General features: G+C 68.9%; 20 protein-coding genes. 6 read left to right on the top strand and 14 right to left on the bottom strand.

The window, feature by feature from the left end; translation table 11 throughout:
- Positions 1-295: 295 nt before the first annotated feature.
- The 9 genes from ACFU99_RS03535 to ACFU99_RS03495 all read right to left on the bottom strand — a co-directional run bounded on the left by ACFU99_RS03535 (position 296) and on the right by ACFU99_RS03495 (position 7,743).
- A complete protein-coding gene (locus ACFU99_RS03535; RefSeq protein ID WP_384385122.1) occupies positions 296-1,558 on the bottom strand; it encodes a cytochrome P450 in 1,263 nt (420 codons plus the stop codon).
- A complete protein-coding gene (locus tag ACFU99_RS03530; protein ID WP_384385119.1) occupies positions 1,549-2,844 on the bottom strand; it encodes a cytochrome P450 in 1,296 nt (431 codons plus the stop codon). Before ACFU99_RS03530 ends, ACFU99_RS03535 begins: the two co-directional genes overlap by 10 nt.
- Complete coding sequence (locus ACFU99_RS03525; RefSeq protein ID WP_384385116.1) at positions 2,841-3,455, bottom strand: ATP/GTP-binding protein; 615 nt, start codon at positions 3,453-3,455, stop codon at positions 2,841-2,843. Before ACFU99_RS03525 ends, ACFU99_RS03530 begins: the two co-directional genes overlap by 4 nt.
- Entirely contained in the window at positions 3,436-3,804 is a 369-nt protein-coding gene (locus tag ACFU99_RS03520) for a DUF742 domain-containing protein (protein WP_384385113.1), read from the bottom strand. The genes ACFU99_RS03525 and ACFU99_RS03520 overlap by 20 nt, the downstream gene beginning before the upstream one ends.
- On the bottom strand, positions 3,801-4,202 hold the full coding sequence (locus ACFU99_RS03515; protein ID WP_384385110.1) for a roadblock/LC7 domain-containing protein: 402 nt from the start codon (positions 4,200-4,202) through the stop codon (positions 3,801-3,803). Before ACFU99_RS03515 ends, ACFU99_RS03520 begins: the two co-directional genes overlap by 4 nt.
- Entirely contained in the window at positions 4,189-5,670 is a 1,482-nt protein-coding gene (locus tag ACFU99_RS03510) for an ATP-binding protein (RefSeq protein ID WP_384385107.1), read from the bottom strand. The genes ACFU99_RS03515 and ACFU99_RS03510 overlap by 14 nt, the downstream gene beginning before the upstream one ends.
- A gap of 193 nt (positions 5,671-5,863) precedes the next feature.
- Positions 5,864-6,055: a DUF2304 domain-containing protein gene (locus tag ACFU99_RS03505; protein ID WP_384385105.1), complete on the bottom strand. Its 192-nt coding sequence runs from the start codon at positions 6,053-6,055 to the stop codon at positions 5,864-5,866.
- Positions 6,056-6,214: 159 nt separating this feature from the next.
- Positions 6,215-7,036 carry a hypothetical protein gene (locus ACFU99_RS03500; protein ID WP_384385103.1) on the bottom strand — a complete coding sequence of 274 codons (822 nt, stop codon included), beginning with the start codon at positions 7,034-7,036 and terminating at the stop codon, positions 6,215-6,217.
- Between the two features lie 173 nt (positions 7,037-7,209).
- On the bottom strand, positions 7,210-7,743 hold the full coding sequence (locus ACFU99_RS03495; protein ID WP_384385101.1) for a hypothetical protein: 534 nt from the start codon (positions 7,741-7,743) through the stop codon (positions 7,210-7,212).
- Between the two features lie 982 nt (positions 7,744-8,725).
- On the opposite strand from ACFU99_RS03495, the gene ACFU99_RS03490 reads away from it, so the two are divergent.
- The gene (locus tag ACFU99_RS03490) at positions 8,726-9,181 is read left to right on the top strand and encodes an ATP-binding protein (protein ID WP_384385099.1); all 456 of its coding nucleotides are present in this window, start codon (positions 8,726-8,728) and stop codon (positions 9,179-9,181) included.
- Positions 9,181-10,263 (top strand): aldo/keto reductase, encoded by a 1,083-nt coding sequence (locus ACFU99_RS03485; RefSeq protein ID WP_384385096.1) that lies wholly within the window; start codon positions 9,181-9,183, stop codon positions 10,261-10,263. Before ACFU99_RS03490 ends, ACFU99_RS03485 begins: the two co-directional genes overlap by 1 nt.
- 358 nt (positions 10,264-10,621) lie before the next feature.
- Here ACFU99_RS03485 and ACFU99_RS03480 read toward each other — a convergent pair whose 3' ends face one another.
- Genes ACFU99_RS03480 through ACFU99_RS03465 form a run of 4 tightly spaced genes read right to left on the bottom strand, consistent with a single transcriptional unit; the run spans position 10,622 to position 14,262 of the window.
- Positions 10,622-11,335 carry a 2'-5' RNA ligase family protein gene (locus ACFU99_RS03480; RefSeq protein ID WP_384385094.1) on the bottom strand — a complete coding sequence of 238 codons (714 nt, stop codon included), beginning with the start codon at positions 11,333-11,335 and terminating at the stop codon, positions 10,622-10,624.
- 15 nt (positions 11,336-11,350) lie between these two features.
- Positions 11,351-12,688 carry a hypothetical protein gene (locus tag ACFU99_RS03475; protein WP_384385091.1) on the bottom strand — a complete coding sequence of 446 codons (1,338 nt, stop codon included), beginning with the start codon at positions 12,686-12,688 and terminating at the stop codon, positions 11,351-11,353.
- 33 nt (positions 12,689-12,721) lie between these two features.
- Positions 12,722-13,435 (bottom strand): creatininase family protein, encoded by a 714-nt coding sequence (locus tag ACFU99_RS03470; protein ID WP_384385088.1) that lies wholly within the window; start codon positions 13,433-13,435, stop codon positions 12,722-12,724.
- Positions 13,436-13,461: 26 nt separating this feature from the next.
- On the bottom strand, positions 13,462-14,262 hold the full coding sequence (locus ACFU99_RS03465) for a hypothetical protein (RefSeq protein ID WP_384385086.1): 801 nt from the start codon (positions 14,260-14,262) through the stop codon (positions 13,462-13,464).
- A 733-nt stretch (positions 14,263-14,995) separates the two neighbouring features.
- On the opposite strand from ACFU99_RS03465, the gene ACFU99_RS03460 reads away from it, so the two are divergent.
- Positions 14,996-15,901: a DUF5753 domain-containing protein gene (locus ACFU99_RS03460; protein WP_384385084.1), complete on the top strand. Its 906-nt coding sequence runs from the start codon at positions 14,996-14,998 to the stop codon at positions 15,899-15,901.
- A complete protein-coding gene (locus ACFU99_RS03455; protein WP_384385082.1) occupies positions 15,898-16,122 on the top strand; it encodes a DUF397 domain-containing protein in 225 nt (74 codons plus the stop codon). Before ACFU99_RS03460 ends, ACFU99_RS03455 begins: the two co-directional genes overlap by 4 nt.
- A 121-nt stretch (positions 16,123-16,243) precedes the next feature.
- Here ACFU99_RS03455 and ACFU99_RS03450 read toward each other — a convergent pair whose 3' ends face one another.
- Positions 16,244-17,383, bottom strand: a complete 1,140-nt coding sequence (locus ACFU99_RS03450; RefSeq protein ID WP_384385080.1) for a protein-L-isoaspartate(D-aspartate) O-methyltransferase — start codon at positions 17,381-17,383, stop codon at positions 16,244-16,246.
- Positions 17,384-17,737: 354 nt separating this feature from the next.
- Here ACFU99_RS03450 and ACFU99_RS03445 point away from each other — a divergent pair, with 354 nt between their 5' ends.
- Both ACFU99_RS03445 and ACFU99_RS03440 read left to right on the top strand, forming a co-directional pair.
- Positions 17,738-20,773, top strand: coding sequence for a Tn3 family transposase (locus ACFU99_RS03445; protein ID WP_384385078.1), 3,036 nt, complete (start codon positions 17,738-17,740; stop codon positions 20,771-20,773).
- A gap of 441 nt (positions 20,774-21,214) precedes the next feature.
- On the top strand, positions 21,215-22,267 hold the full coding sequence (locus ACFU99_RS03440) for a tyrosine-type recombinase/integrase (protein WP_384385076.1): 1,053 nt from the start codon (positions 21,215-21,217) through the stop codon (positions 22,265-22,267).
- Positions 22,268-22,370 lie beyond the last annotated feature (103 nt).

The raw sequence follows: 22,370 nt of genomic DNA, 5'->3' as shown, positions 1-22,370 counted from the left end.
TGGGAGCCGGGTCTTCGCTGTGGTCGTCAGCGAAGAAGGGGATTCTCTCCGGAGGTGAAATGGGGGCTTGGGGAGGCGGGGTCGCTTCGGAGTGATTGTCCGCGAAATCGGCCCGCTGCAAATTGATACCGCAGCTTCCTGGCGGAGGCAAGTCGGGGTTTCTCTTTAGTGGATGTCCGACTGAGGGCATGGCGAAATGGCGGCTCCGCCTCACTGTCGGCGGCCGGGTCGTGTCGCGGAAATCGTTCCGGGAATTGCGCTGTCCCGCGTCAGCGCGGCGAGAAAAGGTCCGGGGTTACGCCGCATCACCCCACAGCCGCAGGTTCAGGTGGGTGCGGGAATTCATGAGGACGGAGGGGGAGCGGGGGGCGTCCGCTGCCACCGTGAGGCGGGGCCAGCGTTCGAAGAGCTGCTGGAGGACGATGCGCCCTTCGAGGCGGGCCAGCGGGGCGCCGATGCACACGTGCGGGCCGTGACCGAAGCTGGTGTGGCTGCCAAGGCGCTCGATGACGAACTCGCCGGCCTGCGGGCCGAAGCGGCGCGGGTCACGGCCCATGGCGATGTAGGAGACCAGGACCGGATCGCCCTTGCGGATCCGGACACCCTCAACGCTGGTGTCCTCGACGGCGAACCGGAAGAGGAAGTTCGCGGTGGGCGGCTCGAAACGCAGGATCTCCTCGACGGCGCGTTCCCAGGTGACCTTGCTCTGCTGGAGGAGGGCGAGTTGGCCGGGGTGGGAGGTCAGGGCCAGGACGCCGTTGACCAGGAGGTGGACGGTCGTCTCGTGGCCGGCGGCGATGAGGACCTGCACCGTGGCGACGAGTTCCTCGGTGGTGAACCCTTGCCCTTCGGGCAGGCGGAGCAGATCGCTGATGAGGCCGGGGCCGTGCTCGCGCCGTTTCTCCTCGACCAGGCGGGCGATGAAGTGCTGGATGCCGGCCACCGCGGACGTGGGGTCCTGGGTGTCGTCGAAGAACACGTCGTAGAGGGCCCTGAGTTCGCCGTGGGCCTGGTCGGGCACGCCCAGCATGTGGCCGATGACGGTCATCGGCAGCGGCCAGGCGAGGATCTCGCGGAAGTCGGCCACCCCTTCTGAGGCGGCGGCGGTGTCGGCGAGCTGGTCGAGGTAGCGGCTGGTGAGCGCTTCGATCTCCGGCCGCAGGGCGCGGATCCGCTTTTCCGTGAAGACGGTGGCCAGCGGGCCGCGCAGGGCGGCATGGTCCGCGCCGTCAACGGTGATCATGCTGCGGCCGGCGGGCGCGGCCAGCGCCATCAGCGGCCAGTCCGCCGGCACCTCGCCGTCCTGCAGCGCCCTCCAGTACGAGGACTCCTTGCGGAACGTGGCGCTATCGCGCAGGACCTGGCGGGCGGTGTAGTTGTGGGTGACGGCCCAGGCCCGTATGCCGCCCGGCAGCTCGACGGCGACGACGGGCCCTGCCGCGCGCATGATCGCCGCGTCACGGTGCAGGTCGTCGCCCGGATCGAGGTGGAGGACGGGTCGGTCCAGCGACGGGACGCCGCTGGGCGGGGCGGTTTCGTGGGATGAGGTCAGGTCCACAGGGATCCTCCCGGGATACGAGTGGCGGGTGAGGTGGGCGTGAACTGCACGGGCAAGGCGGCCAGACCGCGCATCCACACCATGGGCTGCCAGCGCAGCTGGTCGGGCTTGCAGGCCAGGTGCAGGTCGGGCAGCCGGTCGAGGAGAATCTCGATGCCGGTGGTGGCGATGGTCTCGGCGAGGTCGCGGGCCGGCATCGGGCAGCCGTGCGGGCCGTGCGAGTAGGACAGGTAGGACCGGTTTCCGCACACGCCGGCGGCCGGGTCGGGGCGGATGTGCGGGTCGGTGTTGGCCGCGGCCAGGCCCAGCAGGACCAGGTCGCCTTCCGGGATGAGGTAGTCGCCGAGGGGGACGGAGCACGTGGTCCAGCGGCCGGCGAAGACCTGGGTGGGCGTGTCGTCCCACAGCACCTCGTGCAGGGCGGTGCCCACCGGCAGGCGCCCGCGCGAGAACGTGTCGGTGAACGGCGTAGCAGTCAGCATCAGCCGGGCGGCGTTGCCCATCCAGTAGGCCGTTGTCTGGTGGGCCGCGATGATGGCCACCAGCAGGTCCTCGACGAGCTGGCTGTCGCTCAGCGCGGCCGGGTCGGCGGCCAGGCGGGAGGCGACGTTCGCGCCGGGGCGGACGCGGACCCGCTGCACCAGGTCGGTGATGACCGTGCGGCCCCGCTGCTGACCGGCGGCGGCGTCCGGGCCGCCGGCGAGCATGACGAGGAACGCCTCGACCAGCTCGGGGATGTCCTCCGGGTCGACGCCCAGGGCCCAGCCCGTGGCCATGGCCGGCAACGGCAGCGCGTACGCGGACATCAGCTCGGCCTCGCCCGCCGCGGCGAACGTGTTGACCAGATGCTCGCCGAAATCCCCGCAGCGGGCCCGGAATTCGATGTGGTCGACACCGCGCAGGGCAGCGCTCATCGCGCTCGCTCGTCGCTGGTGCGCCTCGCCCTCGGTATACAGGAGGGAGTCGCCGGCCACCCCGCCGCCGACCATCGGCCACAGCGGCCACTCGGGCGGCAGATGGGGGGCGAGGCGCCACCGGTCCGAACGGCGGGCGAAGACGGTGCTGTCGCTGGTGATGTGCTGGATCTCGCGGTGGCCGAGCACCAGCCAGACCGGGACGCCGCCGTCGAGCAGGACCGGGGCGACCGGCCCATGCCGGTGGCGCAGGCTACGGAAGACCGCAGCGGGGTCGCTGCGGTAGGCGGTATCGCCCAGCAGCACCGCGTCGCGGTGGGTGTCCGGGATCTCGACGAGCGCGACGGCCGAGGGAGAGGAGGTCTCGCTCACTGCCCGCCTCCCTGCCCGTCGAGGACCTGGCCCATCAGGTACATGACCAGATGGACCAGTACCTGGACGACGGAGTCACGGCAACGCGCGTTGCAGCGCATCACGGGCACCTGGCCGTCCAGACCCAGCGCGTGACGGATGTCCTGGAGTTCGTGGTGCCGGTCCTCGTCGCCGAAGACGTTATGGGCCACGACGAACGGCACCCCTTTGTTTTCCAGCATGCCCAGGAAGGGAAACGAGTCGTCGAGCTGACGGGTATCGACGAGCACGACCGCGCCCAGCGCCCCGCGGGACATGCGCTCCCACAGGGACTGGAACCGCTTCTGGCCGGGCGCGCCGAACAGATAGAGCACCAGCTCGGCGTCGAGGGTGATGCGGCCGAAGTCGAAGGCGACCGTCGTTGCGGTCTTCTCCGGCGTTCTGGCCAGGTCGTCCACACCGACACTGGCCTCGGTCATCTCCGCCTCGGTGCTGAGCGGCTCGATCTCACTGACCGCTCGGACCATCGTCGTCTTCCCGACGCCGAAGCCACCGGTGATCACTATCTTCAGCCCCGTATCGGCCGTGTGGAGCAGCGGCGGGCGTGGGCTCTCACAGCTTGCGGAGACCAACGAGGACCCTTTCCAGCAGCTGCTGCTCCGGCATCGGCCGGCTCTGCGAACTGCCCTTCGTCGTAGGGGCGGTGGGAAACTGGGAGCGGCGGACGGTGATCCTGCCCTGGTCGATCAGAGTGGAGAGCAGGACCGACACGAAGCCGAGCGGCAGCCCGAGGTAGGAGGCGATCTCCATCACCGACAGCGGCGTCGTGCACATGCCGATGACACGGGCCTCTTCCAGGCCGAGCCCGGCCACCTCGGTGCGCTCGGTGACGATGAGGGACGCCATGTCCAGGTCGTGCTCGCCCCGGGTGCGTCCGCCCAGCGTGACGAACCAGGGATCCGGGACGTCCTGCGCCGTCATGACGCGGGCGACTGCGCTGCCCGAGGGGCGACACCCAGGTGATCCGCCAGGCGCTCGATCATCTGCACCATGGCCGTCGCGACCAGCGCGAGATCCGCGTCGGCTTCGGCCAGCACACCCAGGACGCTCCCCCTGCCGGCGGCCATGATCACCAACTGTTTCCGTTCCAGATCCACGACCACCGACCGGAGCGCGCCCCCGTCCAGCTCGTCGCCAGCACCGGCGCCGAGGTTGGCCATCCCGGAGCAGATGGCCGCCATCTTGTCAGCGCTGTCCACGCCCAGGGTCTGGTCCTTGGCGCTCCGGAGGCCGTCCTCGGCGAGCAGGAGCACGTGCAGCACGCCCGCCGTCTCATCGCGCAGCTGATCCATCAGCCATGACAGGTCACGGTTGCTCATCACGGGTCTCCGAAACATCAGAAGAGGAAGGGGGAGGGGTGGGGGCAGACGGCAGGCCACGGGCGGCCTGACGGAACCCGGACAGACGGCGCCCGGTCTCCTCGGCGGAACGCTGCACGGCCGCCTCGGGAGAACTCTCCCGAGGCTGGTGATCGAGGGCTCGCGTTCTGCGCGGACGCATGGGCAGCCCCGAAGGCCCGGTCCGCAGCGGTTCCTTGGGCGCGGCGGGAAGGGACAGCGGGCCGTCTTTCCGGGCAGCGGGCGCGATGGCGAGCGGGGAGCCGGCATGCCGCCGGGTCAGGGACACCGGCGCCGCGGGCACCTGACCGGGCGGGCGGGTGAGGTACAGGCGGGGGATGAAGACCGCCACGCGCGTACCCAGGGCGGGCGACACACCGAACGCGATCGACAAGCCGTAGCGCGCCGCCGACAGCCGCGCGGCCGCCAGCCCCAGCCGGTTCCCCGACAGCGCACTCCAGTCCAGCGGCTCGTGCAGATCAACCGTACGGCGCGCCAGCGCCAGCGTCTCCTGCGTCATCGTCAGGCCGCTGTCGTCGACGTGGACCATCAGCCCCGCCGGCACGTCCTCGGCGCTGACGTGCACCTGGGTGGTCGGCGGGCTGTAGCGCACCGCGTTGGCGATGACCTCCGACAGCACGTGGATCACGGTGTTCACCACCGGACTCACCACCGCCACCGGCAACTGGGAGCTGCGCACGACGCGCTGATGACCCTCGGTGGCGCCCATGGCCGTCCGTACCAGCCGGTCCAGCTCCACCGGCTGCTGCCACGGCCGACCGATCCGGCGCGCGCCGCACAGGGCAAGCTGCCGCTGTGAGAGCAACTGCATGGCCGACAGCCGCGCCTCGATCGCGAAGAAGTCGGTGCGCACCGCATCGGCGGAGACCATCTCCTCGCTGCCGGAACTGTCGGGCTTGGCCCAGTACGGCTGTTTGCGCGCGAAGACCTCGGCGAGCAGGTCGGTGACGGCCGCCTGGCCTCGGGCGGCGCACTCCTGCTGCACCTGCACCGCGGCGTTGTACCGGCGCCGCTCCTGATGCAGCACCCGCACCACGGTCTCGGCTACCTCGCGCACCACCGGGTCCTTGGGCAACGCCCCCGGCTCACCCAGCTGCACCAAGATCGTCTCCGCCGACGCCCGGTCATCCAGCCGCTCCAGCACCCAGGGCACCAACTTCTCGGCCACCCGGCGCACCTCGTCCCGCAGCGCCTCGACCTCCTCGCCCCAGTGCGCCGAGCGCCAGCGCTCCTCCTGCCAGCGCCGATGTTCGCGGGCCGCCCGCGCCTCGGCCGCACCGGCTAACCCCAGCAGCACCAGGACAGCGGCAGCCGCGACACCCCACTGCGCCAGTTTCAGTATTCGTGGCGAGGCGAAGTCCAGGGCGAGCAGTAGCGCAACGCTGCCGGTCAGGACCAACGCCACCACGGTCACCACAATGCGGGCCAAGCCGCCCGGAGGTCCCGGACGGCGACGGGAATGGCCGGGCGCAGCCGGACGAGGGGTGGTCATCGGCACCTCAGAGCAGCAACAGGAACAGGACAACGAAAGCGGGAGCGGGAGGCCGCCGGGGCGAGGGCCCGTGCCGTAGGCATCGGGGGGTGCCGTACGGACCGGGCGTCCCCTCGCCCCGGCGGCCGGTCTAGAAGCGGACCGAGGCGACCACCGCGATCAGCGACCGCACAAGGCTGGTGAGCCCCGGTGCCAGCGAAGTGCCGGCCAGCAAGAAGCCGAGCAGGATGCACCCCGCGGCGTGCAGGGCCTTCAGCAGGCCCCTGCGGATCAGCACTCCGACGCAGAGCCCCAGCAGCAGTACCAGCTGAACCCGAAACATCACCGCTGGACCCCCGCACACCGCCCCGCCGGGACGACCGGACGGCCGTCGGCGGATCCGCGCCCGGGGGACCGCCGACGGCCACACCGGGGCATCCGGCAGGAGACGGCCTCGCCGATTCGCCGGGGACGGCGACAACGCGCGGCGCGCTTTCGGACATCAGGCGGCCCGGCCGGCGAGACGCAGGAGGCGCGATGACAAGGTGTCACGGTGCAACCGCGCCACGAGCAGCGGCTCGGGACAGGCACCCTCGGTATCGACGATCTCGGTATCACCCCAGGCGGACAGCAGTTCGGGGCTGCTGCAAAACCAGGTCGCGGCGCCCGAAGGCCCGCTCCCGAGTACGGCCCCGGCCTCCGCCCCGAGCTGTTTTTGCAGGTTCGCGACATCCAGCACCGGAGGCATGGTGCCGACGACCTGTACCGCGGTCGGTGAGGACGGCACGTGAGCGCCGCGCAGAGGGAGCCGTTCGATGCGCAGGCCGCCCACCATGAGCGCGCCGACCGAAGCACCGGAACCCGGAGAATCCAGCGAGCTCGGGAGCGTGACCATTTGGTGGTGGTACGCCGCCAGGTGACTGGCTTGGACGCTGCGCCGACCGGATGCGTGGGAGAGAAGGCCGGCGACCGCGAAAACCGGGGTCGAGGCCGGACCGGCGTCGCCCAGCTGGAGGACCACCGCCGTGGGGGGCGGCCCGAACGCATCAGCAACGGATTTCCCTTCGCCCTGCGGGGCGAAGACATCCATGTCGGCGAAGACGGCGGTTCCGCCATCGGCGAGCCAACTGCGCATCCCCAGTTTGCGCTCCATCTCGTATCGCACCCTGTAATGACGCGCGTCGATACCGTGCATGCGGTACCCGAACAGCAGGTGCGGGTTGACCTTCTGCAGGCACCGGTAGAGCGGCAGCCGCCGGTCTGGGTCGCTGCAGGCCTGCTCGCCGAGGGTGAACGCGGCGACGGTGATCGCATTGTCGGACATATGCTGTTTCTCCTGCTGGCGGTGGAACGGACTAGCGGTGAAGCGGCCGTCGTGAACGGGAGGGACCTGGCTGGCCCGTCACGACGGCCGCGAGGCGCGTCCCCTGGCGCCTCACCCTCCTCACCGCGGCCAGCAGGCGACGGCATGCCTGCCCTGCCACGGGTGGGAAGGGGCTAGAAGATGGTCTGCAGGTGCGGCGGGCGGAGGGACGCCGTGTCCGCAGACCACCGGTCGTGGCGAGGCGGGGCCTCGGTATGCCGCCCGGTTCGATGTTCGGCCGACGCCGGCCTGCCGACGGCCGGATGCTCCCCCGCTCGCATCCGGCTCCGCACGGCGTACAGGTGCGTGTAGAGCGCGTCAGGGTCCGTGGTTTCCGGCGCATTCGAATGCGGTTGGAGGAACACCGGATGGCAGGAGGAGCCGACCCAGTTCGACGGAGCTCCGGAAACAGGACAACTCCGTCCGCCGTGGCACACGAAATGCGCCGCACACCAGCGATATCGGGTCCCCAGCGGAACGTAGATCTGCAGCGTGCCATGCGGGCTGCACAGCCGCACCGGGCCGACGGGGACCCCGGCGTCCCGCAGACCGTCCAGCGCGTACAACCCCACTGCGACCGCGGTCTCCACGACGTCGCCGGAGAGCCGGGCCACCTCGCCGTCCAACCAGGGAAACCACCCGTGACGGGGCATCAACGCCATGGTCATGACTCCTTCCAGGCCGTGATGTTGTGGCCGCTGACGGGGGGTAGGGGGGAGCGTCGTTCAATTCGTCTTCAGGCGGGAACAGGGCGGCAGAAGCATGAGAGCGACAGGGGAGAGGCCAAGGAGTAGCGCCCCTGGCCCGGTTCGGTGAAACGTGGGTGCGGTCTGTCGATCGAAGCGTTTGCCCGCCGACGGGCTGACGAGAGAGGCATAGGACGCTGTGCATCAGGTGCCTTCGGCGTTGTGACTCGTGTTGGACATGACTGGCGATGCTGACGCAGTTGGGTAAACCCATACTTCTCGGACGTGCCGCTTGGACACCCATCAGCCAACGCGGCTGGAGAAAGACTGTTGCGCTGACACATAGCCTTGCTGCTTTTCCGTGGCAGCGGTACGCCGAAACGACGCCACTTCTGTGCCACTTCTTTGCCACTTTTAACGGCGCCGAGTCGGCTGTGATGTCCCGCGGGGCAGCTTCCGGTGTAACAAACGGCATGATGTGGACAAACTACCCCTCAGGGAGTGGCCAGCTGATGGGTGGCGTGGCCATTCCTGAGCCACTTCGAAGCCACTTCCCCGAAGTGGCTTGACAAATGAGAACCTCAACCGCAAGGCAGGCGGCGTGTGACCTCGCACCGTATGGCGAGGGGGCCGCCCCCTACACGCGTCGGATCGAGAAGAGGGACATCGCCGCGAATTGCGCGACGACAGAGCTTCGCCCTGGTCAGGTGCTGCCGCACGGCCATCGTGATGCGTGGTGCGCGCTGAGCGGCGAGCGTCGCCATTCGGATGTGCCTCGGCAACCGATTTCAGAAAATGTTGGCGGAATATCCGGATTCTCCGGTCTCGCGCATGGGGGAATCCGGGAGAAGTGGCAGAGAAGTGGCAGCGTTCTGGCGTACCGGTGCCACCCGTCGTACGCCACCGTTGGGCTTGGGCCGTTCCGGTCCGCGCCGTACGGCGTCTCAAGCGCGAGGAGCTGAGGGTGTCCCCGACAACTGCCGAGATCCATGACCGACGACTCGGAGAGCTGGTCGGCCGACTGGAAGTCGACCTCGCTGGCCAGACCACACCCCAGAGCGTCGCCCGCAAGAAGGTGCGCAACGCATTGGTTGGCCGGGGCGGTCCGGAAGAGGTCGATGACGCGGTCCTCGTAGCCGACGAACTCGTCGGCAATGCCCTCCAGCACACTGCTGGCCCGGTGTCGCTCGCCCTTGGGCTCTATGAACACGGTGCGAGCGTCGAGGTCGCTGATCTCGGCCAGGACATCACTGCCATCCCGGCCGGCCCCCTCAGCCCGCCGACGGCCCCCGACAGCGTGCGCGAAGGAGGGCGCGGGATGTTTCTCGTGACGGTCCTCGCGACCGATTGGACAGTGAGAAGAGTCGGCGACGGCAAGGTGGTCGTAGCGATCTTCGTCCTGTCCGGCGGTGATTGCTGATGGCCGTGCCCGACCTGGCGCCTCGTCACCTCGGCCGGGGTCTCTACGTCCACCCCCTGGGGGTGAACTGCGGCGCGATCGGTGCATCCGCCGACGAACAAACGCCCGAGCTCAACGGCCAACTGCCGAACGACGAGCGCTACCTCCACGGGCTTCGGCGTGCAGTGGAGCACGGTGCCACGCTCGTGGACACCGCCGACGCCTACGGGCAGGGGCACTCCGAACGCGTGGTCGGTCAACTACTGAGGGAACAACCGGCTGCAACGCTCCAGGTCAGCAGCAAGGTCGGCAGGTTACGGGGCTCGGCTCCCCACCCATACGCCGACCGTCACATCCACCACCAGTTCCAGCAGACCCTCGAAAACCTCTACATCGAAGAGCTTGACGTATACATCCTCGACTCGTTCGACTTCGGGCCTGATGACCGATATCTGGACACGGCAATCGAGCAGATGCGCACGCTGCGCCAGCTGGGGTTGACCAAAGCGATCGGCATGCGGGGCCCCTATGCGAGCTATGGGGCCTCACCCGCGGAGCGCGCTGCCCAGTCCGAGCGATTCTTGCACTTGTTCCACCTGATCAGGCCAGACGTCATCTGGACCCGCTTCAACGCTCTCACCCCGGCGATTTCCATCGACGGTGAGGACCTGTTCACGTTCACCGCACGCAGGGGAACGGGGGTGATCCTTGCTGCGCCGCTCGCACACGGCTTCCTCACAGGGAAGACCGTCCCCCGCACCGAGGCCCGGCTCGATCGTTATGGCCGGCGCACGACGAGAACAGCGTTCACGCCGCGAATCGTGGAAGCGATCGACTCCGGGCTCCAGCTACTGCGCGAGTATTTCGGTGATGCCCCTGGCACGCTGCCCCGGTTGGCCCTGCGGTCATGCCTTCAGCGAGCTGACCATTGCGCTGTCGTTGTCGGCTTCCGCAACGAGGTGCAGGTGTCCGAGAGCTTCCGCTGCCTCGGGGCCGCGTTGACGGACACGGAGCTCGGCCTCCTCGACGAGGTCTACGCCCAGATGCGCGCCAATATCCCGGATGCGGCACAGCCGCACTTCGCTCGGGGAACTCGTGCATGAGCCAACTCGGTGGGCAGTGCTCTCGCAGCCGCGCCAGCTATCCGCACCGGGTCAGCCCTCCACAGAGAGCCCTTTTTCTGGTCGGAGGTGAGAACCCATCAGGCGATGCCGGATGACAGGCGGGCGCAGCAGCCGAGGCCACGCCGCTCGTCGCCCCAGACCTGGGCCACGAGCGGCGGCTCGGACGCGAATCCCGCTTGGGGCGGGTCCGTCGCGGCAGACGAGCCGACCCCGGCAAGCGGCCGATCGTCCGGTGACAGCAACCGCGCGTGCAGGAGCGGAGCGGGTCCGAGACCAGCGGCAGCTCCTGTCCAGCCAGGAGAAGCGCATTCAACTCCGGACATGCCCCTTCCGGAAACTATTTTGTGCCCAGAGGTACCGAGCGCAGCGTATTCCACTGATACGTCGGTCCTTCGCGGCGCAGCTCCACCAAGGCCACGTGGGTCACATCGAGGGGAACGGGGGGCAGTGAGCGCAGGGGTTCGACCGCGTCGATCACGGGTGCGGCCGGCCGGTCGATGTTGTTGTAGGCGAGGCCGAGGTGAGGTCGGTAGCTGGCTGTCGGCTTGCCGCCGGGGACCGGAGTACTGCGGGCACCCGTGGTGAGCGCGGCGTGCAGGCGTATGAGCGGTGTCCAAGGGGCGAGCGAGAAACGGATCGCTCCGCGCGACCCTGCCAGCGGGTGGGCGAACACTTGGAAGGCGCTGAGCGGCATCGCACTGACGAGGCGGACCAGGCGGCGGAGGTCGGCTGGTGTCACCTCATCGGCGCCTCCGATCCGGGCGACGGTGATGTGCAGACCATCGTCGGGTACCGGGTCCATCCCAAGGTGCTCCAGCGCCGACCGGCAGTGCCGCACTCGGCCAAGTAGGCGCGGGGACTGGGGGAAGGTCAGCATCCAGTAGTAGGAACGACGCCCGAGGTCCCACCCAGGGCGGGCCCAGTGATCAGTCATGCGGCCGACGGAGGAGAAGGCCCTCCAGTCATGTTCCGTGATCACACGGGCGTTGGTCAGATCCGCGGGCGGGGCAGCCGGGAAGACCCGCTGATCGACAGCCAGCTCCGGCACCACATGTCTCCCTATCCGTCACTGTACGGTTCCCGGACTTGAGCCGAACGCCGTCGGCGGGTGCGACTGCCAGGTCCGTAACTGTTCCGCATACTCCCTGACGGCTGCCTCGTTGTGCCAGGGGCTGGCGCAGTCGTGCAGCTCCCATGCGCGTTGCCACACAGACCGGATGGGGATGGCGGCGCCGGCCTGCAGCGCGGTGCACCCCAGGTCCATCGCGTGTTCCACCTCGGGGGAGCGTGCCTGCAAAAGTGCCGTGGCGACATCGAGTCCGACGAGGGCCCGGCTCCACTCGGAGCCCGACTGCACAACCAGGCCATTGATCTCCTCGGAGAGCGATAGGACCTCAGCAACGTCGCCGAGCGAGAGGCGGGCAGTGATGGCGTTGGCCAGCGTCCGGGCAGCGGAGTAGGGCTCGAAGGAGATGCATGCGGTGAGACCGTCCGGCTGTGCGAGCTGCCGGGCGGTGAGGTCCATCGCCTGTCCGATGGCGCGTTCGGCGCCGGGGCGGTCGCCGAGACGTGCCAGGGCGCGGGCCCTTCCGTTGATCAGCAGGCGGATCGCGTGAGCATCACAGGGGGCGCGCTCGATGCCGGCGAGTGCGGCTCTATCGGCCTCGATGTATTGCTGTTGGTAGTACAGGCTGAGGGACCGGGTGCCGGCGACCCACATTTCCAGGTGCGTGTCTCCGATCTCGCGTGCCAAGTCTTCGGCTTCCCCGCAGTACGCCTCCGCGACGTCGGGCGAAGCCCCTGCGTTGACGGCCATGTAGCCCAGCAGGCCGGCGGTACGGCCAGCCAACCTGAAGAGTTCGCTGCGTACTTTGGGGGGCTGTTGACCGCCGAGCATGGTGTGCAGCATCGTACGCAGGAGCCGGGCCTCGCCCGCCAGATGATGAGGCCCGAGCATCTCGTACCGGTCGACGACGCTCTGGAGAGACGTCGCGACCATCGACAGCAGTGAGGCATCGACGTTAGCCCGGACCAGCGACTGGGCTTGGGCGATAATCTCCGAGGGCCGATCGAACCCCGGCAGGGGCGCAGTCAGGGCGGCGTACTGGGCTGTTTGGTGCGCAGGCTGGAGAGCCGGCGTCCTGATCAGCCGGAAGAGCCGTTCGACCGGGGTGTTGAACATGTAGGCGAGCACTACGGACGCCTCACGGCGTGGCGTTCCCTTGAGATCGCCTGTCATCCACCGGCCGTAGGTCCGTTGAGATATGTAGGCCCGCGCGAGCGTTGGGTCCTCGTACTCCGCTGCGGCCTCCTGTGCTGCCTCACCGAAGTGGATGCTGAATTTCTTGTACGTGCCCCATCCGTTTTCCTTGGCGAGAAAAGCGAAAAGGGTGGTGCTGGGCACGGGACATCTTCCTTCGGCAGGCTGCACAGAGCGTCAGTGGAGTCCGGCTTCTGAGGAAGCCAGCGGTACGTTTTGGAGGGCTCGGAGGGTGTCGGTGAAACTCGCGGTGAGGCTGGCCAGGACGGTCTCCCCTTTCTCCGGGGTTGCCAACGAGGGCTGGCCGATCACCCCGGACGCGGTATAGGGGCGAACCCCGTGGATCAGAAGATGCGGACGGTCGGCGACGTGGTCAGCGGATTTGTACGCCTCGCGGACTTGGCCGGGGCACAGATGGAGCAGCAGCGATGTCTCGATCTCACCGGCGTGCATATCGTCGTGCGCGCTGCTCTCCAGACCGGCGGCTTGCCGGGCGCGCGCCCAATCCGCGCGGCCGGGGAACAGGGCCATCCGCGGTCCGTCGGTGTTCGCCTCCTGCACGACATTCGACAACACGTAGTTCCCGCCGTGCCCGTTGACCAGGACCAGCTGGTCGATACCCGAGCTGCGGAGGGACTGCGCGATGTCAGTGATGATCGCCGTCAGAGTCGCGGAGCGGATACTGACAGTGCCAGCCCAGCCCGCGTGCTCATGCGAGCAGGCAATGGTGATAGGAGGCAGGAGAAGAAGCGGGTACGCCTCGGCGAGGGCTTTGGCGACACCGCTGGCCACGAGGGTGTCCGTAGTCAGCGGGAGGTGCGCACCGTGCTGCTCGAAGCTGCCGATCGGCAGCACGGCTATCGTGGCAGCGCGTTCGGCCTCGTCGGTCATCGTGGCGGTAGTAAGAGCGTCCATGATCACATTCTCCGGGCCGTAAAGGCGAAGGCGGAGCGGAACGCCGAAACTTCCGGAGGCAGGCCGGTGTTTGTCGCAAACTGACGGTCGAGAGCACGCAGTGAACGCCGGACGCGTGCGGATCCGCCCGTCGTGGCCAGGGAGAGGGCCCTGGTCCCTTCCACGGCAGCGTCGGCCCAGTGGCCGTCGGCGGCATAGGAGAGGGCCAGCCAGGCCCGCGCGAGCTGCTCGTCCTGGCGGTATTCCGACGGCCAGGAGGCGAGCACCCTCTGCAACAGTTCAGATGCCTTCCGCGGCTGCCTCAACAGCAGCTGGCAGTGCGCTTCGTGGGCCTGAATGTAGGCCTGCCCGCAGTGGTGTCCGATGGTGCGAGGGTCATCGTCTGCGTCGACCTCGTCCGCCTGCGCGACAAGTTCGTAGGCGAGCTGAATCGCGGCCTGGCACGCCCGGCTGTCTCCCGCCAGCGCGTATCCCTGGGCCTGCCGGACCGCGCACAGCGCTCGGTCCCGGTCGCTCGCGCCCGTCACCGCCCATGCGGCGTCGGCGAGAGCACGCGCCTCCCGTACGTGTCGGCGTTCAACCGCCCGCTGCGCCTGGCGCATCAGTGCGTAGGACTCCATCACGGTGTCGTCGGCTTCATGCGCGAGTTCGAGGGAGTGGCCGAGCCAGTAGGAAGCAGCATCCTCAAGGCCAAGGTTCTCCGCCGTCCAACTGGCGAACTCCGCCCACCGAGCCTCCACGCTGAGCAGCCCCGCCCGGACGGAGCCGTCGGAACGGAGCCGGTGATCGCGGATGACGGCCATCTCACGGGTCACTGATCCATGGATCCGGTCCGGTCCGAAGATGTTGTGCGAGGCGCCCAAGAGTTGCAGCAGACCGCCCCAATGCGGAACGAGTTCGGGGTCGACGGCGGCAGTGCGTAAGGCTACGGGCTCCATCTCGCCGCCGCACTCCGCGCTGCCGTGGTCTCCCGAACCTGGAGGAGCTGCATCTGGTCGGAGGCCGTCGTTCGGCGGACGGAAGAGCCTGGACGCCGGGCACCCGAAGAGGAACTCCAGGATGCGCCGGGTGTCCCTCCGCGGATACCTGCCGAGCTCGCCGGCCATCCAGCGATCGAAACTCCGCCGCGACACGGTGACATGGGCCAGATGCTGTTCCCCGGTGGAAGCGGCCAGCTGTCGAGCAGCTTCTGTGAAGTGGATGCTGAACGTCTCGACCGTCGTCCATTCCTTCCCTTCGGCCAACCGACGGAAGAGCGTCTCCTTCGGCACTGCTGCCCCCTCCGGGGATCCGGTCAGTTCTGCGTACTGAGGATGAGAAGCGGGGTGTCATCAATGGTGGGATGAGTCGGCGTTAGCGCTTGTGGCGGCTTTCCTCGCGGTCCGACCAGCGGCATATGCCACGAGGGGCGACAGAGTCCGTACGCGCCGTGACCCTCGTAGGATGCTCTTCCGGCGGCCCTCTTAGCAACATGAGCAAACAAATTGCTTGATTGTTTTGGTTGTAGGGGTCGCCGCGACCCGCCAGACTGTCCGCATGCCCGATGCGAACAAGGCTCCGTGGTCGCTGCCCCTCAGCGAAGTGGGACGACGCCTGGAGGAGCTGCGCGAGCGCGAGCGCTTGACCCTTGTCACGGTGACCCAGATGCTGAGCGACCGCGGGGTCAAGACGGACGCCCCCGCGCTCAGCCGGATCGAGGGCGGCAAGCGGCGCCGTGTCGCGCACGAACTGGTCGAGGCCCTGCTCGACTGCTACCGCGCGGAACCGGAGGCCCGGCAGGACATCTTGAACCTGCTGAGCGTAGACGTAACCCCAGCCGGTCGACGTCGGCGACCCGCCCTGTGGCGTCGCCACGCCGGGCTCCTGGGGCCCATGCAGTTCGAGGGCTTCCTGAAGTTGGAACCGCGCGCTGCTCTGCTCCGCAACTACGAGCCCGCCCTCGTCCAGGGACTGCTCCAGACGCCGGAGTATGCCCACTACGTGATCGCCAGCATGCGGCCCGACCTCGCACCGAACGACGTCCGGGGCCTGGTCGACGTCCGCATGGACCGGCAGCGGAAGATAGCCGAGGGTGCACTCAGGGAGTTCCAGGCCCTCATCGAACAAAACGCCCTGCAGCGGATCGTCGGTGACCCGTGTGTGATGCGAGGGCAGCTGGAGCACCTGCTCACCGCCGCAGAGGAGCCGAGAAACTCCATCCGCATCCTGCCCAACACCATCGGGAGCCACCCAGGCCTAGCCGGCCCGTTCATGCTGATGAGCTTCCCCGAGGCCACACGCGACGTCGTGTGGGTGGAAATTATGAGCCGCTCGGTGTACCTCGAAGAGGAACCGGACGTGGATCGCTACACCGAGGTCTTTACCGATCTGTGGAAGCGGGCGCTGAGCCCCGCCGACACGCGCGTCCGACTCAAGGAAATGATCAAGGAGCTCCACCAGTGAGCATAAAGCCCGACCCCGCCGACTTCGACCTGACAGATGTCGTTTGGAAGGTCTCCTCGCACAGCGGAGGCGGCGGGAACTGCGTGCGAGTGGGAACAAAGGATGGCTTCATCCTCCTGGGCGACTCGCAGAACCCCGACAGAGAGCCGCACGTGTTCACTCCCGCTGAGTGGTCCGCCTTCGTCCTCGGCACCCGCGACGGCGAATTCGACAATCTATGAGCCCTTAAACGCCGATGTCGCCGTTTTGGTTTCCCTACACGAGGGGCGGATCGGGCCGGGCCCTATCGGAGATCCGGCCCACCCTCACGTGTGAGCTTTCCCCCTCGACGGCACTCGTCGGTCAACGTGGTGTGACCAGCTGCCACGTTTGGGAACGGGGATCGTCGAGCCAGGCGTGGTGGGTGCCGTCGGGGTGGACGGTGATTCCGTACCGTGTGATGCCGGGTCGTCCGTGAGCGTCCCACCAGACGAGGGCCGGGGCGGCGGTCTCGTCCCACAGACTGCGGGGTCCGTATTGGAGGACCGTCCAGGGTTCGTGGCAGAACGCGACGGCCAGGGAGCCGCGTCGGTCGCTGATACGGACCCGGTAGGTGTCCTGTGGGTCCTGGGGGCTCCAGTGACGGCCGAAGGACAGCTCGGGGTGGTGCAGGCCGGCCCCGAGCCAGGCACCGGTCTCGTCGGCCAGCCACTTTGGTGGCTGGGGGGCATGGGAGACGCGGCGCGTGTTCTTGTCGATCCGGCCGTGTGCCTGGTTGTCGGGGCGCTGGCTGCGCAGCCACATGAACGAGACACCGCCGCAGAACCGTCCGCTCGCCGCGCGTCCGTCGGCCGCGACGGTGAGTTGCAGCAGTCCGAACGGTGCGAACGGGGTGTGGAAGGGGGTGGTGATCGTGCCGCCGGGCCGTACCTGGGCCAGCCATGCCGGAGGGATGGAGCGGACGGCGACGGTGGAGGAGAGGCGGTCGTAGGGGGCTGCCGGCGGGTAGCCGGCGACGGCGTCACCGTGCACGACGCGCGCGGGGAGGCCGGCGGCGGCCAGGTTCTTGGCGCACTGCCCGGCCAGGTCCGTATCGACCTCGACGGTGGTGAGGCTTCCGTCCCCGGTCATGCGGCAGGTCAGCGCGGCTGTCCAGCCGGTACCGCCGCCGGCTTCCAGCACCCGCATCCCCGGGCGCACATCGGCCACCTGGAGCATCTCGGCGACGACCGCCGGCATGGACGAGGACGAGGTGGGTGCCTGTGGCCCGTTCGGTTGGCCGTCGTCGAGCTGGGTGATCAGCACGGCACGGGAGTTGACCAACCGCTCCCACTTGCGCGGGGCGCGGCGCCGGTCGACCTCGCGGTAGCCGTCGCCTTCGGGAACCCATACCGTGTCGGGGACGAATCCGGCCCGGGGGGTCGCCAGAAAGACCTCACGCCACCGGTCGGCAAGAAGACCGTCGGCGTGCAGTCCGTCCACGAGCTGAGCGTATGAGGCCATGGTCTCTATTTCTCGGGCGGCGGGCCCGGATCCTCGTCCTTGTGCCCGTTCGGGCCGGGGTCCTTGAAGGGCTCGTCCTTGATCTCGTCATCTCCGGGGTCTCCGTATCAACGGCCGCAAAAACAACGAATACCGCTGGCCTGGGGCGATACTGCTCGGAGTGCGGTGTCGTCCGGTCCGCTCGTACGGCGGCGACCTCGCTGAGAGCCGGGTGACCTTCAGCCGCTGGCAGCGGGAACAGCGGCCTCCTTTTCACCGTGTCTTGAGGAACGGCCGGGTCGTTCACCATGCAATGCGGTAAGCCGTCGATACGACAAGGGCCGCCGTTGGGACTGCTTGTGGTGGGGGTTCTCGGTGGCGACCCGTGTGTTCGCGGACGACGAGCTGGCGCGGCTGCGCGGCTTTCCGGAGATCAACAAAGAGGAGCTGATCAGGTTCTTCACGCTGACGCCGGCGGACGTGGGCTTCATCGATCCGGGCCGCGGCCGTAGTCCGAAGGACCGGCTGGGGCTGGCGGTCCAGCTGTGCACTCTGCCGTGGCTGGGGTTCGTCCCGGACGATGTCGCTTCGGCGCCCCCGGCGGCGGTGGCCCGGCTCTCTGAGCCCCTTCAGGTCCCTGTGGGTGAGTTGCGGTTCTACGGTGAGCGGAAGCAGACCCGCACCGGGCATCTGCGCGAGGTGATCCGGTACCTGAGCTGGAAGCCGGCGAAGGCGCTGGAGCTGGAGGAGCTGGACGAGTTCCTGCTCGCTCGCGCGATGGAACACGACTCCCCGTCCCTGCTGTTCCGCCTGGCCTGCGAACACCTGGCGTCGTCGCGGGTCGTGCGGCCCGGGGTGGTGAAGCTGCTGGAGCGGGTGGCCACGGCGCGGACGGAGGCCGGGCGGGAGACCTACCAGCGGGTGCGGCACCTGCTGACGCCGAAGCTGATGGGCGAGCTCGACGGGCTGCTGAGGGTGGACTCGGCGATCGGGGCGACGCGGTTGAACTGGCTGTCCAAGGGCGCGACCGGGGACTCGGCGAACGCGGTGAAGGCCGAGCTGGACAAGCTGGGCTTCCTGCGCGGGCTGGATGCCCACAACCTGGACCTGACGGGCCTGCCGGCGGAGCGGCGCCGGTTCCTGGCATCGGTCGGGCGTCGGCTGACCGCGCAGTCGCTGGACCGGCGTGAGCCGCAGCGCCGGCACCCGATCCTTTTGACGGTGCTCTCGCAGTCGGCCGCCGATGTGCTGGACGAGGTCATCAGCCTGTTCGACCAGGCCGTCTCCGCGCGGGAGAGCCGGGCCCGCATCAAGATGCGGGACGAGCTGGCCGCCCGCGCTGCGGCCGGGGAGGGGCGGCAGGCCCTGCTGGATGAGATCCTGCCGGTCCTGGTCGACGTCGGGGTCGAGGACGAGATGGTTGGCGCCCTGCTGCGCAACACCATCGGCATGGAACGGCTGCGCGCCGCGCTCGCCCAGGCCGCCGGCAGGCTGCCGCGCGACCACTGGCATCTGGCGATGCTCGACAACTCCTACTCCTACCTGCGGCAGTTCACCCCGGATGTGCTGAAGTCCATCGAGTTCACCGGTGGCACGGGCGCCGAGGCGCTCATCGAGGCCGTGAAGATCCTGAAGAAGCTGAACGCGGACGGGGCTCGGAAGGTCCCGGACCATGCGCCGACGGACTTCGTGCCCGCCAAGTGGGCCGGCTACCTGGAGCAGGCCGCGCGGGCGAGGGACGTCACGGCGTACCGGCACTTCTGGGAGCTGACGGTGCTGCTGGGCCTGCGGGACGGGCTGCGCAGCGGTGATGTGTATGTGCCGTCCTCGCGCCGGTACGCCGATCCGGCCTCGTACCTGTTCACGCCCGCGCAGTGGGTGGGACAGCGGGAGCAGTTCTGCCAGTTGGTCGGCAAGCCGGCCGGTGCGCGGGTGGCGCTGGGCGCGTGCAGGGAAGAGCTCGCGGCCGCGATGGGCGACCTGGAGAAGGTGCTCGGCAGCCGGAAGGCGGGGACCGGGGAGGTGAGGCTGTCGCCGGGCGGGGAGCTGATCATCCCGCCGCTGTCGGCCGAGGACGTCCCGGCCGAGGCCGCCGGGCTGAAGGATGAGCTCGCGGAGCTGCTGCCGCTGGCCCCGATCGCCTCGCTGCTGGTCGAACTCGACCGCCGCACCGGCTTTCTGGACTGCCTCACCCACGCCGGCGGCAAGCAGACCCGCTCCCCGGAGCTGAAGCGGAACCTGCTGGCGGTGCTCATCGCGAACGCGACGAATCTGGGCCTGGTGCGGATGGCGGACGCGTGCGGGATCTCCTACGACATCCTGGCCTGGACCCAGGAGTGGTACCTCCGTGAGGAGACCCTGGCGGCGGCGAACGCCGCGGTCGTCAACTACCACCACCGGCTTCCGCTGACCCAGGCGTTCGGCGGGGGCACGCTGTCGTCCTCGGACGGGCAGCGGTTCCCGGTGAAGGGGAAGTCGACGACGGCGCGGGCGATGAAGAAGTACTTCGCCGGGCAGGGCCTGTCGACATACACGCACGTCTCGGACCAGCACACGACGTTCGGCACGAAGGTCATCGTGGTGACCCGCCGGGAGGCGCACTACGTGCTGGACGAGATCATGGGCAACAGGACCGACCTGCCCATCACGGAGCACGCCACCGACACGCATGGCGTGACGCTGGTGAACTTCGCGCTGTTCGACCTCGTGGGGATGCAGCTGTCGCCGCGGATCCGGGACCTGGGGAAGATCACCCTGTACCGGATGGACCCGCAGCGTGACGTCAACAGTCTCTGGCCGGTGGCGGGGCCCCTGCTCACCCAGAAGATCAACACAGGGCTGATCGAGGAGAACTGGGACGATCTGCTGCGGCTGGCAGGGTCGATCAAGTTCGGGCACGCCACCGCCTCCCTGATCGTCGGCAAGCTGTCCGCCTCCTCCCGGCAGAACACCCTGGCCGCGGCATTGAAGGAGTACGGAGCGCTTCGCCGCACGGTCTACGCGGCCCGCTATCTGGCCGACGAGACCTACCGCAGGAAGATCGCCCGGCAGCTCAACAAGGGCGAGTCGCTGCACGCGCTGCGCCGCAGCCTGCTGTATGCGCACGAGGGCGCGATCCGGCACCGTCACCTGGCTGCGCAGACCGAGCAGGCGTGGTGCCTGACGCTGCTGACCAACTCGGTGGTCACCTGGACAACGGAGTACTACGGGCTGGCCATCGCGCAGATGCGGGCCGAGGGCCGCGCGGTCGACGACGAACTGCTGGCGCACATCTCCCCGGCCCACAGCGAGAACGTGAACTTCTTCGGCACGATCAACGTCGAGGTCGACACCGAGCTCGCCAAGCTCGACCCGGCCGGCTACCGGCCGCTGCGGCCCCGCCGCGCAGCAGCCGCTTCAGTGCCCCGCTGATCTGGGGACGTCGGGTCGCAGAGGGAGCACCAGCCGGGCTTCGCTGGAGCCGAATGGTGCAACTGGGCGGGCCGACCTGGCGTTCTCGGGTGAAGCTCGAACCGAGCCATCCCTATCCGGCTGGTTCCATCTTCTGCGTTCCCGTCATTCGATCGGGTCGGCCCTGTTCTCGTATAGCTACGGCCAGGTGGCGTGTAGCGCTGCGTGACGCTCGGGGCCAGGTTCGGCGTGAAGGTCGGCGGTACAGCGGTTGGCGGTGGTGGCGGTTCCGTTGGGTGGCGGCCCGGCAGGCTGGTGCCGCGGTAAATGCCGGATTTACTGCGGCAGAGCCCCTACCGTGATCATCGCGACCTGCGGCGAGGGCTTCCTCCCGCCGGGGCGAGGTGTACGCATTTACTGCGGCAGCACCGGAAGGGCGGGGCGGGCATGACGATCGAACCGGTGACCGAACTCGCAAGCGGGGGCGCGCTTCGGCTGCCGCGCGCCCGGGTGGTACCCCTGTCCGCCCCGCCGCCCTCGTACGCCGCGGCGGTCGAGCGGTACCTCACCGGCGCGGGCATCGCGAAGTCCTCCGCCCGGATCTACCGGATCTCGCTGACGACGTGGGGGTGGATGCTCGCCGGCGAACCGGCGCCGACCGGCCCCAACCGCCGCGGCGCGAAGCCGCCCGTCTTCCCCATCACAGGAATCGACGACCCGGCACTGCCCGAGGTCCTGGCGGAGCTGGCCGCGGCGCGGGCGGATGCGATGGACGCCGACACCGTCAACCGGGAGCTGTCCATCGCGCGCAAGGCGATCGGCTGGTGGCAGCGCCAGGGCTGGATCGAAGGCGATCCGACGATCGGCATCGAGCGGCGGCCGGCGCCGCCCGACCGCACCAAGGCCCTCGCGGAGAATCAGATCGCTGCCCTGTGGCGCCTCGACGTCGCGCTGCGGGAGAAGACGCAGTGGAAGATGCTCTACGAGTCCGCCGCACGGGCCGACGAGGCGCTGTGCCTGAACGTGGAAGACCTCTACCTACAGGACAAACGGGGGAAGATCACCGCCAAGGGCGGGGCGACCGAGTGGATTCACTGGCAGTCCGGCACCGCCCAACTCCTGCCCCGCCTCATCGCCCGCCGCACCCGCGGCCCGCTGTTCCTCACCGACCGCAAGGCGCCGGCCGGAACACCGACGCTCGACGTGTGCCCGGAGACCGGCCGCGCCCGGCTCTCCTACCGCCGCGCTGAGGAGATCTTCGAGGAGAACACCCGGCTGCTGGCCAACCCCCTCGCCTCACCCAACGACATCGAGGACCTGGACGGCTGGACGCTCCACCGGCTCCGCCACAGCGCCCTCACGCACGACGCCGAGGACGGCACCTCCACCCCGATGCTGCTGGCCCGCTCCCGCCACGCCTCCGTCCGCTCCCTGGAGCGCTACGCCCGCCCCGCAGTCGACGCCGTCGCCCGGCACGTCGCGGAACGCGACCCCGCTGTACGGCGCCGCACGTGACCCCCGCCGTCTGCGGCTGATGACCGCCGTGCCCCTGCATGCTCCGCGGTCCTCGAAGTCTGTGTACGGGGCTGGCCTGCGCGCCGTCCACATGGGAGGACGG

The organism is Streptomyces sp. NPDC057654 (genome assembly GCF_042800135.1).
Taxonomy (GTDB): domain Bacteria; phylum Actinomycetota; class Actinomycetes; order Streptomycetales; family Streptomycetaceae; genus Streptomyces.
Note: the sequence above shows the minus strand (reverse complement) of the source record. Positions and strands in the feature narration are given on the sequence as shown.

Coding starts and splice junctions, on each gene's coding strand:
- ACFU99_RS03485 (WP_384385096.1), top strand. CDS start 9,181: ATGGCCGTGCCCGACCTGGCGCCTCGTCACCTCGGCCGGGGTCTCTAC.
- ACFU99_RS03450 (WP_384385080.1), bottom strand. CDS start 17,383: ATGGCCTCATACGCTCAGCTCGTGGACGGACTGCACGCCGACGGTCTT.
- ACFU99_RS03465 (WP_384385086.1), bottom strand. CDS start 14,262: ATGGCCGTCATCCGCGATCACCGGCTCCGTTCCGACGGCTCCGTCCGG.
- ACFU99_RS03515 (WP_384385110.1), bottom strand. CDS start 4,202: ATGAGCAACCGTGACCTGTCATGGCTGATGGATCAGCTGCGCGATGAG.
- ACFU99_RS03470 (WP_384385088.1), bottom strand. CDS start 13,435: ATGACCGACGAGGCCGAACGCGCTGCCACGATAGCCGTGCTGCCGATC.
- ACFU99_RS03460 (WP_384385084.1), top strand. CDS start 14,996: ATGCCCGATGCGAACAAGGCTCCGTGGTCGCTGCCCCTCAGCGAAGTG.
- ACFU99_RS03495 (WP_384385101.1), bottom strand. CDS start 7,743: ATGACCATGGCGTTGATGCCCCGTCACGGGTGGTTTCCCTGGTTGGAC.
- ACFU99_RS03505 (WP_384385105.1), bottom strand. CDS start 6,055: ATGTTTCGGGTTCAGCTGGTACTGCTGCTGGGGCTCTGCGTCGGAGTG.
- ACFU99_RS03500 (WP_384385103.1), bottom strand. CDS start 7,036: ATGTCCGACAATGCGATCACCGTCGCCGCGTTCACCCTCGGCGAGCAG.
- ACFU99_RS03520 (WP_384385113.1), bottom strand. CDS start 3,804: ATGACGGCGCAGGACGTCCCGGATCCCTGGTTCGTCACGCTGGGCGGA.